Raw genomic sequence first — 15,295 nt, forward strand, 5'->3', positions numbered from 1 at the left:
TCTCAACGTATTTAATATGAACTTTACTATCAGAAATACATTCTCCGAAGAACTTCCTCCTGATATCAATCACGAAAATTCAAGAAGACAAGTATTCAATGCTTGCTTTTCTTATGCTACACCTAAAAAAACACCAAAACCAGAACTTTTACATGTATCGGAAACTTTACTTGAACATTTAGGTTTGACTAAAGAAGATACAACATCAGATGAGTTTTTATCGATTTTTACTGGAAATAAAGTTTTAGAAAACACACATCCGTATGCCATGTGTTATGGTGGACATCAGTTCGGAAATTGGGCTGGACAATTAGGTGATGGTAGGGCGATTAACCTTTTTGAAATTGATCATAATAATGAACATTGGGCATTACAATTAAAAGGTGCTGGTGAAACTCCATATTCCAGAACGGCAGACGGACTGGCTGTACTTCGTTCTTCTATTCGTGAACATTTGTGTAGCGAAGCTATGCATCATTTAGGCGTTCCAACTACACGATCTTTATCTTTAAGTTTAACTGGAGATCAAGTGTTACGGGATGTAATGTATAATGGAAATCCAGCTTATGAAAAAGGAGCTGTAGTTTGTAGAGTTGCGCCTAGTTTTATCCGTTTTGGAAATTTTGAAATTTTAGCAGCTCGTCAGAATCATGAAACACTGCAATTGCTTACAGATTATACCATCAAACATTTCTATCCTGAAATTACTTCAGAAGGAAAACAAAAATATCTTGATTTTCTAACAGCGATTAGAGATCGAACTATTGAAATGGTAGTACACTGGCAGCGTGTTGGGTTTGTTCATGGTGTAATGAATACTGATAACATGTCTATTTTAGGATTAACTATTGATTATGGTCCGTATGGCTGGTTAGAAGATTTTGATTACGAGTGGACTCCAAATACTACTGATGCACAACATCGACGTTATAAATTTGGTAATCAACCCTACATTTGTATGTGGAATTTATTCAAATTGGCAAATGCACTATACCCTTTGATTAATGAAGTAGAACCACTTCAAGAGGTTCTAGATACTTTTGAAGGATTATATATTGAGCAATATTCTAAAATGATGATGCAAAAACTTGGTCTTTCTATCAATGGAGATTATGTTGAACTTATTTCATCTTTGGAAAAAGCTTTACAACTTATAGAAACGGATTATACCATCTTCTTTAGAAATTTAGCTTCAATTTCGAAAAATGATTCAACAGCTAAAGCTATCGAAAAAATAACATACGCATTTTATAACGAAAAAGCTTTACAAGGAGAAGTTTTATCGCAGTGGAACGATTGGATGAATAGTTACATTGAAGCATTACAAAATGAAACTAATGAAGATGACGAAAGAAAAGTTAAAATGAATTCAGTTAATCCAAAATATGTCTTGAGAAATTACATGGCACAATTAGCAATCGATGATGCTGATAAAGGAAATTATGAATTAATTGACGAACTATATCAAATGCTAAAAAAACCTTACGATAATCAACCTGAATACGAAAAATGGTTTGCTAAACGACCAGATTGGGCTCGACATAAAATAGGTTGTTCTATGCTATCGTGTAGTTCTTAATTGAAGGATTTCAATACAAATAACACACTAAAAAGTCTCTTATAACATAATTTAAGAGACTTTTCTTTATTCTAAGAGAAAAATAAACACCCGCTACTTTCCTTATATCACAAGGGTTTCACGATATATTCTGAGTTAAGATTAGAAAAAAATCTATCAAAATTTTATTTAGTTAGGATCCCTTACTATATTTGTATCGTAATTAAAATAGAAACAAATATAAAATCAATACATATTATTATGAGTAAATCAATTTTTTATCACGCAGGTTGTACAGTTTGTATAAGTGCAGAACACGATATCGTTAATTTAATTGGATCAGATAATGTAGAAATCGTTCACATTGGTGAAGATCGAAACAGAATTGCTGAAGCTGAATCAGCAGGAGTAAAATCAGTACCAGCTTTGGTAACACCAAATGGTAATGCTTTGCATATCAACTTCGGTGCTTCTATGGCAGATGTAAAAGGATAATTTTTTTAAAAACCAACATAGTTAGGATTCCTACTAAAAAAAATCCTAACTATTAAAACAAATAATATGAAAACTAATATTAAACAATTAACGATACTATTATTTTCAATAACAATTGCTTTTTCTCAGCAAAAGGAATATAAAAGTGATAATTTTAGTATTAAAAACGTACAGGTTACAAATAAAACAGACTTGGGAGTAACAGTTTGGGAAATTAAAGTAAAAGGTTTTGCTGGTAAAACTGTTCCTAAAAAAGCGGGACAATTAGATGGAGCACCAGTTTTAGGTTATGTATTCCCTACATCTTTACAACCATCTGATGTTGGTTTTAATCAAACCTCAGGTATTGTTGCACTCGCTTTAACTTCTCATCCTGATTTTGATGATACTCCGTTGTGGGATGAAAATAATGATCAGAAATACGACAATGATGGAATTATATGGCATCCGCATTGGGTTGTATTACATAAAGATGATAGAGTTTCAGGTGGGCTTTCAGTAAAGCAATTTAAAAAAGCAGATAAAACTGTTGTGTTACCACCAACAAATCCAGGAATGCCAATGTATATGGATTCTCCAGGTTTTCCTGTAACTACAAAAAAGAATACCATAAAAGTTGTTGTTCCCAATTACAGAATGAATAATAAATCTGATTTCAATTACGATGGCGTAACTGCTTTTATGAAAGTTAATACAAGTAACAGTAATTTACCAATGCTCGGAGTATATCATGTATTTAGTGTAGCTAGTGGAAATTTATCATTACCCTATAAAGTAAAAATTCAATAATATGAAAGTATCAGTTTGGGACACCTATGTAAACAGAGAAGATGGCAAATTAATGCATTTCGATATTTTAGTGCCAAATCATATTACTGATTCAAATACTGTATTTGACTTTGGTAAAACGTATCTAAAAAGTAAAACTTTTAAAACATTACAATTAACGGCTAAAGAATGTCGCCTTTGCCATATTGAACAAGCTACTGAAGAAGTAGTAAGTGTGATTCAAAAAAACGGATTTGCAATTATAGAAATGGAAAACTGCAATTAATTTAATTAGGATTACTAACTTTGCCTGTCTACTAAATTCAGACAGGCTTTTTTTATGAACGAAAGTACTTTTAACCCAGAACAACAAGAAAAAGATATTTCTAGCAAAATAGTTGCTGGTTTAGAACGTGTTTCTGAAGTTTTTAAAAAGCTGCTTTGGGAAAAAGCAAAACTTATAGGTTTAAGTCCCATTCAAATACAAATTCTAATTTTCATTACTTTTCATAGGCGAGATTTATGTAATGTAAGTCATCTTGCCAAAGAATTTAATGTTACCAAACCTACCATAAGTGATGCCATTCGTGTATTGCATAAAAAAGAACTAATTATTAAAGATTACTCTTCTTCAGATAATAGAAGTTATACGATTATTTTATCAGAAAAAGGAAAAGAGATTGTAAATGAAACTCAAGGGTTTTCAAATCCATTAAAAAATCAAATAGATAATTTCGAACAACAAGAAAAAGAAAGTTTATTTGAAAGTTTAAGTACTTTAATTCATAAACTAAACAAAAACGGAATTCTTTCAGTACAAAGAACTTGTTACGGATGCAAGTTCTATCAAAAAAGCGGTACCTCTCATTTTTGTAATTTATTAAATACGCAACTACTAACTACAGAAATCAGACTTGATTGTCCCGATTTTGAAGCAAAAAAATAATAATTTGAATTATATATATTTTCATCTTCTCATCAACACAATATTCACTATTGTTTTTAGATGAAAAATACATATATGACTTCACTTTAAGCATCTGTAAACTAATTTGTATTTTTGTTTAGATTAACTCAACTACTATGAAGAAATTCTTTCTTTTAGCTATAATTTCTGTGTGTATTTATGGATGTGCTAGTTATAAAGCTCAGTATAGTTCTAAAAACTACACACCTCAACAAACAACAACTAAAAAACCTAATTATACTTTCTATTTAATTGGTGACGCAGGCAATGTAGCGAAAGAAGGTGATCAACTTACTTCTTTAAACTTCTTTGAAAAAGAACTTATAAATGCAACAGAGAATAGTACTGCATTGTTCTTAGGAGATAATGTATATCCAGTTGGAATTTATCCTAAAAAACATCAAGATTATAAACTTTCTAAATATCGTTTAGAGATTCAAACAGCAGTTGCAAAAAAAAATAAAGGGAGAAGTATTTTTATACCTGGTAATCACGATTGGTATAATGGTGTAGATGGATTAAAAAGACAAGAAAAACTAGTTGAAAAAGCATTAGGTAATGATTCATTTTTACCTGAAAACGGTTGTGGATTAGATAAGGTTGATATTAATGAGAATTTAACTCTAATTACTATTGACAGTAAATGGTTTATCATGAATTGGGATGAAGAGCCTAAAATAAATGACAATTGTGACATAAAAACTAGAGAACGTTTTATTGAAGAATTATGGAGTTTATTTAAAAAGAATAGGTACAAAAACGTGGTAGTAGCTATGCATCATCCAATGTATTCTAATGGTCCGCATGGAGGAAGTTTTTCTGTAAAAGATCATATGAGTCCGGCTCCTATTTTAGGAACATTTAAAAATATGTTACGTTCTCATGCAGGTATTCAAACTGATAACTTTCATAAACAGTATAGCGATTTTGTTCGTCAAATAGAAACTATTGCTAACGACTTTAAAAATAACATTGTTTTTGTTGGAGGACACGAACATAACTTACAATACATAGAAAACAACGGTTTTAAACAAATTGTAAGTGGAGCTGGATCTAAAAAATCTCCTGCTTTAGTTGGTTATGGTGCCGAATTCACTTATGGTAATTATGGTTATGCTAAATTAAATTTCTATGATGATGGTTCTGCAATCGTTGAGTATTACTCTGCAAATGATGAGGATAAGAACAAATTATTATTCAGTAAACAAATTATAGCTCCTATCCAAAGAGAAACAAATTTTGATTTTTCTGAATTTGAACAACATAAAAAAGAAATTACAACTACTTTATATAGTAAAGATGCAGTAGATGTTTCTAGTTTTCATAAATTCATGTGGGGAGATTTAAACCGTGAAAAATATGGTAAAGAAATTACTGTTCCCGTTTTAGAATTGGATAACGTTTTTGGAGGTTTAAAACCAATTCGTCGTGGTGGTGGAAACCAAACAAATTCCTTACGACTAGAAAATGCTGAAGGAAAACAATATGTGCTTCGATCAATGTATAAAGATGGAAGTAGAATTATGGGAGGTGTTTTAAAAGGTACTTTTTTAGTAGATGTTGTTCAAGATATTTTTACGATGTCGCATCCATATGCTGCTTTTGTAATTCCTGATATGGCTGAAGCTGCTGGTATTTATCATACAAACCCTAAATTATATTACATGCCTAAACAACCTGCTTTAGGAATGTATAACGATGTTTTTGGTGGTGGTTTATATTTATTAGAGGAAAGACCCGCTGGAAATCGTGAAGATGTTGCTTCGTTTGGTAACTCTAAAAAGATTATTAGTACCTATGATGTACTAGAGAAAATCAGAAAAAACGGAAAACATACCATTGATCAAAGCTTTACAGTCCGTTCTAGATTGTTCGATATGGTAATTGGAGATTGGGATCGTCATGAAGATCAATGGCGTTTTGCTTCATTTAAAACAGAAGATGATAAAACCTACTACAGACCAATTCCTAGAGATCGTGATCAACCGTTTTCTAGATTTGATGGAGTTTTAATTCCGCTTTTAAAATTAAACACTCCGTTAATTAAGAACATGCAAACTATGGATTACGATATTAAAGATATGAAGTGGTATAACAACTATCCTCGTTTCTTTGATGCAGAATTCTTAAATCAATTAACTTTAGAAGATTGGTTAAAAGAGGTAAAATATATTCAACGTAACTTAACTGATGAAGTTATTGAAAACTCAATAAAGCAATTCCCTAAGAATGTATACGACATTGATGGAGAAGAATTAATTGCTAAAATTAAATCTAGAAGAGATAAATTAGAATCTTTCGCAAGAAAATATTATGCAAAACAAGCTAAGAAAGTCCAAATAGTTGGTACAGATAAAGATGATATTTTCATTATTAAACGTTTAAACAACAATGAAACTAGTGTTGAAATCTTAAGAAAACAAAATAAATTTTTTAGTAGAATTTTTAAAACTAGTGAAACTGAAGAAATTCAACTTTATGGATTAAATGGAAAAGATCAATTCTTTATTTCTGGTGATGTTCAAGAAGGAATTTTATTACGTTTAATTGGAGGACATAACAACGATCTTTACGAAGATAACTCTTCTGTTGAAGGTAATAGTAAAATGACAAAAGTTTACGATTATATTTCTAAAAAAAATACAGTAAATGGAAAAGAAGTTGACGATTTAAGAGAAGATAACTACTTCAAAAACACATATAATCATAGAGATATTGAAAATAACACAACACTTGTTTTTCCTAGTTTAGGTGCCAACCCAGATGATGGTTTCTTCTTTGGAGTAAATGTTACGCATACTCGTTATGGTTTTAAGAAAAGACCATTTGATAACCAACACAATTTAACAGCAAATTATTACTCAAGTACTAATGGTTTCGATATTAATTATACCGGTGAGTTTACAGAATTTATTGGAAATTGGAGTTTAGAATTAAAAGCACGTGCTACAAGTAGTAATTATTCTTTTAACTTCTTTGGTTACGGGAATGAAACAAATTTTGATCAAAGTAGAGATTTAGACTTTTATAGAGTTAAACGAGAAGAATTCTTATTGCTTCCTTCTTTAATCAGAAGATTTAATTGGGGAAGTACTTTTAAAGTTACAGGTACTTTTGAAGCTATTAAAGTAGAAAATACTCCAAATAGAAATATTACAAACTCTCCTAATAGCGCTACTAATATTTTTGACAGAAATTATTTTGCTGGAGGTGAAGTGAACTTTAATCACAATAGAGTTGATAATAATAGTTTCCCTACGAAAGGAATGAACTTTGATGTTACGATGGGAGCTAAAATGAACACAAATAACACAAATAGATATTTCGGATATTTAAAAACTTCACTTGCTATTTATCAGAATTTAGTTCCAAATAGAAGTTTAGTTTATGCTACTGAAGTTGGTAGTCATTTAAATTTTAAAAATAGATTCGAAATATATCACGCAGCAAGTATCGGTGGAAATAGAAACTTAAGAGGATACAACAATCAGCGTTTTACAGGAACTGAGAGTTTTTATCACACCAATGATTTACGTTTGCGTTTAGGTAGTTTTAAAGCTTTTATTCCAATGAGAGTTGGAGTTACTGGTGGTTTTGATTATGGTAAAGTTTGGAGTCCTTTTGCTGCACAATCGAATACTTGGAACTCTAGCTACGGAGGTTCTTTCTGGTTAAGTGGATTGGATATGTTTACCGCTAACTTAGCTTTATTTAACGGAGATGATGGTAGCCGTTTTACATTTAGTTTAGGATTTAACTTTTAAAACATGACTCAGGAAATCACAATTATTATTGCTGCTACTTTTGGTTTTTTAGCTATCATTTTAGGAGCTTTTGGAGCACATTTTTTAAAGAAAAAATTAACTACAGATCAACTCACTAGTTTTGAAACTGGAGTAAAATATCAAATGTATCACGCAATTGTATTACTCACATTAGGATTGCAGTTCAATGAAAAATACGCCAATAGTTTACTTTTATTTACTATTGGTGTACTATTATTTTCTTTCAGTATTTATGGTTTAGTATTGTCTGATGCTTTTGGAAAGAAAATGAAATTTTTAGGTCCTATTACTCCATTAGGCGGACTTTGTTTAGCTGCTGGTTGGTTGTTATTAGGTGTATCTATTCTCTAAAATCTACCTACAAATAGGTATAAAATTCGTCACTTTAAGGCTTTATTTTTATCCCAACCAAAATAAAAGTCAATGAAAGCCTTTATAACATTAGTTCTTTTTTTATCTTATATCGCTACATATTCTCAATCTAAAAGAGAAATATTTAATAAGCGCTTAGACTCTATAACTTCAAATTATAAAGGTGCGCATCATGGCAAAACTATTATTCAAAGTAAACTTTTAAACGAAAGGTTAACCAACGCTTTTAACTATGTTATTTTCAATAATTCAGATTTAGTTGATAATGCTTCTGCTTTTGGAGTTTCTTTAAACGACGAGAAAACTAGAGTTTCTGTAAATACTAATTTTCATTTATGGGGAGAAAGTAAACATCAATTTTTTCTAAAAGCCGGAATTAATGCTAATGGTAGTGGTTCTTTTTTCAACTTGTACTCTAGAGGTGAATGGCAAAGTAATGTCGGTGGAAATTTAGGTCTCATCTGGAAATTTAAAGCCTCTGGCTTAACTAATGAAGGTAAAAACAAACTAAACCATAATAAAGTTCTTAGAAAAATTTTTATTAGAGATAGTATCACTAAAAGAATAACTTCTATTAAGAAGAATGACTATAAGAATAAACTAGAATTATATCTAAATGCATTAAAAAAAGGAAAAAACGACAGTATCTTAAAACGTTATTTTAAAGATTTAAAAAACCTAGAAAAGATTTTTAAAGCTATTGAAAAGTATAAAGGCAACAGAGAAATCACTAATTTAGATTTTAAAGATTACACTGACTCAACACAAAACAAGAAGAACTATAACAGTATTAACAAACTTATAGATTTACTTTGGTCTCAAAAAAAAGAGGGAAATAGAGCTTTAAGTGAATTAATTAAAGAAACTGCTTATGTTTATGATAAAAAAAACATAAAAAGTACAGGTTATAATTTCTGGTGGTTAGATGCTAATGTTCGTTTGAATAATAACTCTTTTAATTTTTCTGAAAAAGCGGCGAATATCAATGAAACTGTTTTAGCAGACTTTAATGCTTTAGAAGTAAAGAAAACAGGTATCAATAGATTAAACACTGTTGTTTCTTTAAACTTAAATTGGACTTTAAACAAACGTTATTCTGCTCTTTATACAAAAGCAGGTTTACAATTTAATTCTGGTTCATTTTTAAATAGCAACTTGATTAATGGAACTGCCGAAATTGCTGAAGTTAACACAGATGATTTGTTTATAATAAAAGATGAAGATGAGCAAGTTCTAGGAAGTTTTGACAACATAGATAAAACATTACAATACGGAGCTTTTAACCTTTATGGAGCATACTTTTTTGGAGAAAAAAAAGTATTTGGTTTAAACTTATCTTTAGCACACAGATTCAAGATTAAAACTCCTGCAAATTCATTTTACCAAGATAATTACTCGCTTTTGTTTGGTCCTGTATTTAGAAAACCAAAAGACAATAAAACAGGACTTACTTTTGGTATTGATATTGGTTTTGACAATGCTAGATATGATAAAAATGCTTACAAAAACTTTGTGGCTAGAATTAGAGTTGGTATTCCTTTCAATTTATATAAAATGAAGAATTAAATATTATAGCTTATAAAGCTATAATCTCTTCTATTATTTATTGACACTAAATAAAAGTAATTTTAGACTAAGAAATTACAAATTCATAAACTTTCAACTTTTCTAAAGTTGTGTACTGTAAAGTTTTTGATGTGTAGCTTCTAAAATAATTTTCGGAGCTTTTCCATATTGTTCTGCTTATAACCACCTTTAAATACACAAACATAATTTAAAACCTGGTTTTAAATCTGGAAATTTCCAATGTGGTATTGAAGTAGATAAATCATTTCCTCTTCTTTTAGTAAACTTAAGAAATTCTTGTGTTACTACTACACAAACTACATGTGTTTCATAATCGTGAGCTGCAGTTCTACATAAACCATCTCTAAAATAACCCGTAGCCGGATTATCACAACAACTTTGTAGTGGTTTTCCTAAAACATTTAATTCCTTAAATTCTCTTTAGTGATTTATTTTTCTGGAAAGATCAAACTCATATAATTTTCCTCCTTTTCCGTGAGATCTTTCATCGGTGATAAATAATTTTGTATCATCATCATTAAAATCGATAGCTTCTTTTTGAGACTCAAAACCAAGATCAATTTCTTTTAATTTACCTTTCAGAAAATTATCGCCTTCAAAATCATAAAATAACAAAACTGTATGAGACGTTAATAAAGCAACTTGTTTTCCGTCATTAGAAATACTTGAAGATGTTATCCAACATTTCATTTTAGAGCAATTTTCAAAACTACTAAGTAATTTTGCCTGGTATTTACCCTTACTTGCTGGTATTTTATATAAACTCGTTTTTCCATAATCTTTTTTCACTCTACTTTTTGTAAAAATGTACAAACTATCTTTGTAGAAAAGTATACTTTCTGCATCGAAAAAACGCTTTTTCTTTTTAGGTGGAAATTTGGTTTGTTCAGGATATTCAAATTGTATTTTTTCAACTTCAACAGATTTCTTATTCATTACTTCTTCAAAGTTAATTTTCAGAATAGTTAAATCTTGTCTTATATTTTGATTGTTTCCAAAATCAGCTAAATACAGATTTCCTTTTTCATCTGAAGTAATATCTTCCCAATCGTTATTTTTTGCATTAATAATAACAGTTCTTTCTATTTTACCTGAAGAATTAACCAGATAAATTTCATTTTTGTTACCACCATCATTATGCATCCAAAATAAGTTTTTACCATGTATTTTTTCTATTCCAGAAACTTCATCTAACAACTTAGGTAATCTTGCTATTTTTTTTAATTGACCATGGTTTGAACAACCAAAACTTAAAAATAATAAGACTAGATAATAGCTTTTTTTCATAAACTAAAGATAACTAAAAAAGCTCCCTAAAATTAAGAGCTTTAACAATTTTATAATAATAAACGATATCTTTATTTTCAATTAATAACTACCAATCTCCTGTGGCTCCACCACCACCAAAACCGCCACCGCCGAAACCTCCACCGAAGCCTCCGCCTCCAAATCCACCACCGCCGAAGCCTCCTGATGAACCTCCAAAACCACCAAAGCCACCACTTCTTCGAGATGAACCTCCGCCTCTACCAGCATTACTTAAAATAATGGTTTCGAAAAGATCACGAGAATCTGAATTTCTATATCTTCCTCCTCTATTTCCACGATTTCCTCTCGATATTAATAGTATAAAAATAACGATAAAAAAAATGAAAATAAAAATACCCGGATCTGTCCCTTTAGTTCTTCTTTTACGAGTTCCTTTATACTCGCCTTTCATTACTTTAAAAATAGACTCTACACCTTGATTTAAACCTGCATAATACTGTCCTTTTTTAAAATATGGTAAAATATCACGCTCAATAATTTGACGAGAAGTAAAATCGGTGAGTAAATGTTCTGTTCCGTAGCCTGTTCTAATGGTAATTTTACGGTCATCTTTAGCCAAAAGCACAAAGATTCCATTGTCTTTATCTTTCTGTCCAATTCCCCATTCATGAGCCCAATTCGTTGCTAAATAACCAATTTCTTCTCCTTTTGTAGTATTTATAATAGCAACAACAATTTGCGTAGAGGTAGTGTCTGAATAACGAACCAATTTGTTTTCTAAAGCCTTATTTTCACTTAAGGTTAGTAAACCTTTTTGTTCTTTATTATCTATTTTTTTTATGTAGTAATCGTAAACACTTGTTTGAAACTTTGGTTTCTTAGGAATATCAAATTGAGCAAAACTCAACTGAACTCCAATACAAAGAAATACTAACGTGAAGAAAATCTTTTTCATTTAGCCTTTAGATACTTCATTTGGTAACTCATCTATATCATCTTCGTCCCAAGGAAAATGAGCCTTTAATTCTTCACCAGCTTTTAAAACTCCTTGAACTAAACCTTGTTTAAAATTACCGTTCTTAAAATTGTTTTGTATAACATCTCTTGTTGTTTCCCAAAAATTATCTGGTACTACAGCATTTATACCTTTGTCGCCGTAAATCACAAATTTATGATCTACAACTGCTACATAGATTAAAACCGCATTTTCGGCTTTTGTTTGATCCATGTTAAGCATTTTAAATACTTCTAATGCTCGATCGTAATGCGATAGCTCTGTAGTAGCTTCAATATGCACTCGAATTTCACCAGAAGTATTTAATTCTGCTTGTCGAATAGCTTCGACGATTTCTTGTTCTTCTTTTTGAGAAAGAAAATCTTCTACTTGAGACATTTACTTTTTATTTCCAAAATCGAAATTAACATCTGGCGCTTTTTCAGAACCTGGATCTGCTTTGTAACGTGCCATCTCTTCAAAACCAAATTTACTAGCAAATAACGAACCTGGAAATTTTTTGATATGTTTATTATAAACATTCACATTTTCATTAAAACGATCTCTTGCTACATTAATTCTGTTCTCTGTACCTTCTAATTGACTTTGCAATTCTAAGAAATTACGATTTGCTTTTAACTCTGGATAACGTTCAACAGAAACTAATAATTTAGATAATGCTCCTGTTAAACCGGATTGGGCTTGTTGAAATTGTGCCATTTTATCTGGTGTTAAATCTCCTGCATTAATATTTACAGAAGTTGCTTTTGCTCTTGCATTAATCACATCAGTCAACGTACTTTTTTCAAAATCAGCAGCACCTTGCACTGTTTTTACAAGATTACCTATTAAATCGTTTCTTCTTTGATATGAACTCTCAACGTTTGACCATTTAGTTTTTGCATTTTCTTGATATTCTACTGCTACGTTATTAAAACGTACAGCTGCACTATAAAAATAAAACCCTATTACTCCGATTACCAATAAAGGCACTATCCATTTTTTCATAATTTCGATTTTTTGTTATTCTATTTGATTTTTGATTTTTATTAACTCCGCTTTTACAGCTTCTAATCTACTGATGATCTCCTGATTTTGAACAATTTTAGTTGGATTTTGCTTTAGTTTTTGTTTTGCTCCATCAAGTGTAAAACCTCGTTCTTTTACTAAGTTATAAATCAACTTAAAATTCTCTATATCTTCAGGAGTAAAAAGTCGATTTCCTTTAGCATTTTTTTTAGGCTTGATAATATCAAACTCACCTTCCCAAAAACGAATTAAAGATGCGTTTACTTCAAATGCTTTGGCTACTTCGCCAATTTTGTAATATCTTTTTTTGGGGAGATCGACATGCATGTTATTTTAATTCTATTTTTCCTGATTCACCAAACTTAATTTTATTTTCTGGAAAATCTTGTAAAGTCAACTTTTTTATTTCGTTAAATGCACGTTCTTGTGAATCTAAAAAAGGATATCTTGTTTTTGTTTGAATTGCTGAATGAATTTTCCCTTCAATAAAATCGCCGTTTTCTTTTAACTTCAATTCAAAAATTGGAGAATATGCTTTAGATCCACTCATACTAAAACGCTTATATGTAGCAAAATTCCCCATACTGTAAGCAATAAACTTCCCTTTGTAAACTTCAATTGCTCTTGGTACGTGTGGACCATGACCTAGTACAATTCCCGCTCCAGCATCAATCATTTTGTGTGCAAATGAATACACATTCCCTCTATTTTCTCCGTAGAAATATTCTGTTTTTCTAGGCACATTTTTATGCTTTGTACCTTCAGCTCCTCCGTGGAAAGAAACAATAACGATATCAACTTTTTTAGCTAAATTCTTTACCATTTGAGTTCCTTTAGTAACAAAGTTTAACTTCAAACAATCTTTATTAGGAGCAAAAGCAATTAAACCATATTTAATACCATCTTTTTCAAAAACAGTAGTTGGTTTAGATAAAACTCCTGCACTTGCAATTCCTGAATCATCAAGAGTTTTTAAAGTATTTTTAATTCCTAAACCACCAAAATCTCCAATATGATTATTTGCAATACTTACAACATCAAAACCTGCTTTTTCAAAATGCTTCCCAAAAGATTCCGGACTTTTGAATGAATAACATTTAGATGGATCTTTACATCGTTTTGCGTTTTTACCTGTATCTGTTAATGTTCCTTCTAAATTTCCAAATAAAACATCAGCGTTTTCAAATACATTTTGTACATCTTTAAAAGGATAGGTTCCTTTTGGTGGTAAATATGAAGCATTAGGAAACGTTGTTCCTAACATCATATCTCCCACTGCCATAAATGTAATTTCCTTTGTTTTTACTTGAGTTGAATCTGCTTGCTGTGCGTATGAGATTCCAGATAACGTTACAATACTAGCAGATACTAATATCTTTCTAATTGTTTTTTTCATAATTTTGGGGTCACTTTTTTAATCAAACGATTGGCCTTCATCTTCTGAAGCCTTTTGCATTGCCAAAAATTCTTCAGGAGTTAAATCTCCATAATAATAGTAAATCGGGTTTACAGCTACACCATTCCGATGAACTTCATAATGTAAATGTGCAGATACAGATCTTCCTGTATTTCCTACATAACCTATAATATCTCCACGTTTAACAGTTTGACCTTTTTTTACTCCAATTTTACTCATGTGTGCATAAACAGTTTTATAACCATAACCATGCTCGATGTATACTACTTTTCCAAAAGTTGCACTTCTATCTGCTCTAGAAACTGTTCCGTTTCCTGAAGCATAAATTGGTGTTCCTTTAGGCGCAGTAAAATCCATTCCTTTATGCATTTTACGAATCTTTAAAATTGGATGCATTCGCATTCCATAACCTGAAGCCATTCGTGTTAAATCTTCAGCTTTTAAAGGTTGAATTGCAGGAATAGATGCTAACATCTTCTCCTTAGCTTTTGCTAAAGCTACAATTTCATCTAATGATTTCGATTGTACCACTATTTGTTTAGACAACACATCTAAACGCTTGGTCACATCGATAATCATTTCACTGTTATTAAAACCCTCTAAATTCTTATAACGATTTACACCACCAAAACCTGCCTTTCGTTGTTCATCAGGAATCGGGTTTGCTTCGAAATATGATCTATAGATATAATTGTCTCGTTCTTGTAAATCTCCTAAAACTTCTGTAACCTCTTCAATACGTTTTCCTAATAACTCAATGTGAAGTTTAGAATTTTCTAATTCTCTCTTTTGTGCTTTTTGTTTTGGCGATTCAATAAACTGACTTAAAACCGTAAACCCAAGAAACATGGTAAGTCCAACACCTAATAGTATAATAATACTATTCTTGAACTTATCTCGCTTTCGTAATTCAATTTGCTGGTACGATAGCGTTTCTGGATCGTAATAATATTTTACTTTTGCCATATGACCAAATGTAGTACTTTTGTGTCCTTTGAAAGGAACTTATTTAGTTGATTAGACATGCAAAGTTATAAAATGTTTCAAAACTCAA

Annotated in this window: 15 protein-coding genes and 1 pseudogene; 8 read left to right on the top strand and 8 right to left on the bottom strand. The window is 30.7% G+C overall.

Features of this window, described 5'->3' with window-relative positions:
- Window positions 1-16 precede the first annotated feature (16 nt).
- From ACSIGC_RS08325 to ACSIGC_RS08360, 8 genes are all read left to right on the top strand, one after another.
- A complete protein-coding gene (locus ACSIGC_RS08325) occupies window positions 17-1,579 on the top strand; it encodes a protein adenylyltransferase SelO (protein WP_442267662.1) in 1,563 nt (520 codons plus the stop codon).
- 240 nt (window positions 1,580-1,819) lie between these two features.
- Window positions 1,820-2,053, top strand: coding sequence for a thioredoxin family protein (locus ACSIGC_RS08330; protein ID WP_442267663.1), 234 nt, complete (start codon window positions 1,820-1,822; stop codon window positions 2,051-2,053).
- 66 nt (window positions 2,054-2,119) lie between these two features.
- Window positions 2,120-2,842 carry a hypothetical protein gene (locus tag ACSIGC_RS08335; protein WP_442267664.1) on the top strand — a complete coding sequence of 241 codons (723 nt, stop codon included), beginning with the start codon at window positions 2,120-2,122 and terminating at the stop codon, window positions 2,840-2,842.
- Window position 2,843: 1 nt separating this feature from the next.
- The gene (locus ACSIGC_RS08340) at window positions 2,844-3,107 is read left to right on the top strand and encodes a DUF2024 family protein (RefSeq protein ID WP_442267665.1); all 264 of its coding nucleotides are present in this window, start codon (window positions 2,844-2,846) and stop codon (window positions 3,105-3,107) included.
- Between the two features lie 54 nt (window positions 3,108-3,161).
- A complete protein-coding gene (locus ACSIGC_RS08345) occupies window positions 3,162-3,767 on the top strand; it encodes a MarR family winged helix-turn-helix transcriptional regulator (protein WP_442267666.1) in 606 nt (201 codons plus the stop codon).
- Window positions 3,768-3,904: 137 nt separating this feature from the next.
- A complete protein-coding gene (locus ACSIGC_RS08350; RefSeq protein ID WP_442267667.1) occupies window positions 3,905-7,552 on the top strand; it encodes a metallophosphoesterase in 3,648 nt (1,215 codons plus the stop codon).
- Window positions 7,553-7,555: 3 nt separating this feature from the next.
- On the top strand, window positions 7,556-7,924 hold the full coding sequence (locus ACSIGC_RS08355) for a DUF423 domain-containing protein (protein WP_299680752.1): 369 nt from the start codon (window positions 7,556-7,558) through the stop codon (window positions 7,922-7,924).
- Between the two features lie 72 nt (window positions 7,925-7,996).
- On the top strand, window positions 7,997-9,511 hold the full coding sequence (locus tag ACSIGC_RS08360) for a hypothetical protein (protein ID WP_442267668.1): 1,515 nt from the start codon (window positions 7,997-7,999) through the stop codon (window positions 9,509-9,511).
- Between the two features lie 189 nt (window positions 9,512-9,700).
- Here ACSIGC_RS08360 and ACSIGC_RS08365 read toward each other — a convergent pair.
- The 8 genes and pseudogenes from ACSIGC_RS08365 to ACSIGC_RS08400 form a co-directional block, all read right to left on the bottom strand.
- Window positions 9,701-9,874, bottom strand: a pseudogene (locus ACSIGC_RS08365) (DUF2237 family protein); the annotation flags it as partial.
- A 78-nt stretch (window positions 9,875-9,952) separates the two neighbouring features.
- The gene (locus ACSIGC_RS08370; RefSeq protein ID WP_442267669.1) at window positions 9,953-10,819 is read right to left on the bottom strand and encodes a hypothetical protein; all 867 of its coding nucleotides are present in this window, start codon (window positions 10,817-10,819) and stop codon (window positions 9,953-9,955) included.
- A gap of 88 nt (window positions 10,820-10,907) precedes the next feature.
- Window positions 10,908-11,756 (bottom strand): TPM domain-containing protein, encoded by an 849-nt coding sequence (locus ACSIGC_RS08375; protein WP_442267670.1) that lies wholly within the window; start codon window positions 11,754-11,756, stop codon window positions 10,908-10,910.
- The gene (locus ACSIGC_RS08380) at window positions 11,757-12,194 is read right to left on the bottom strand and encodes a TPM domain-containing protein (protein ID WP_442267671.1); all 438 of its coding nucleotides are present in this window, start codon (window positions 12,192-12,194) and stop codon (window positions 11,757-11,759) included.
- Window positions 12,195-12,803: a LemA family protein gene (locus ACSIGC_RS08385; protein WP_442267672.1), complete on the bottom strand. Its 609-nt coding sequence runs from the start codon at window positions 12,801-12,803 to the stop codon at window positions 12,195-12,197.
- 15 nt (window positions 12,804-12,818) lie between these two features.
- A complete protein-coding gene (locus tag ACSIGC_RS08390) occupies window positions 12,819-13,151 on the bottom strand; it encodes a MerR family transcriptional regulator (RefSeq protein ID WP_299678954.1) in 333 nt (110 codons plus the stop codon).
- A gap of 1 nt (window position 13,152) precedes the next feature.
- Window positions 13,153-14,220 carry a CapA family protein gene (locus tag ACSIGC_RS08395; protein WP_442267673.1) on the bottom strand — a complete coding sequence of 356 codons (1,068 nt, stop codon included), beginning with the start codon at window positions 14,218-14,220 and terminating at the stop codon, window positions 13,153-13,155.
- Between the two features lie 18 nt (window positions 14,221-14,238).
- Window positions 14,239-15,207 carry a M23 family metallopeptidase gene (locus tag ACSIGC_RS08400; RefSeq protein ID WP_442267674.1) on the bottom strand — a complete coding sequence of 323 codons (969 nt, stop codon included), beginning with the start codon at window positions 15,205-15,207 and terminating at the stop codon, window positions 14,239-14,241.
- Window positions 15,208-15,295 lie beyond the last annotated feature (88 nt).

Source organism: Tenacibaculum aquaeponti (assembly GCF_052084715.1).
In the GTDB taxonomy this organism is placed as follows: domain Bacteria; phylum Bacteroidota; class Bacteroidia; order Flavobacteriales; family Flavobacteriaceae; genus Polaribacter.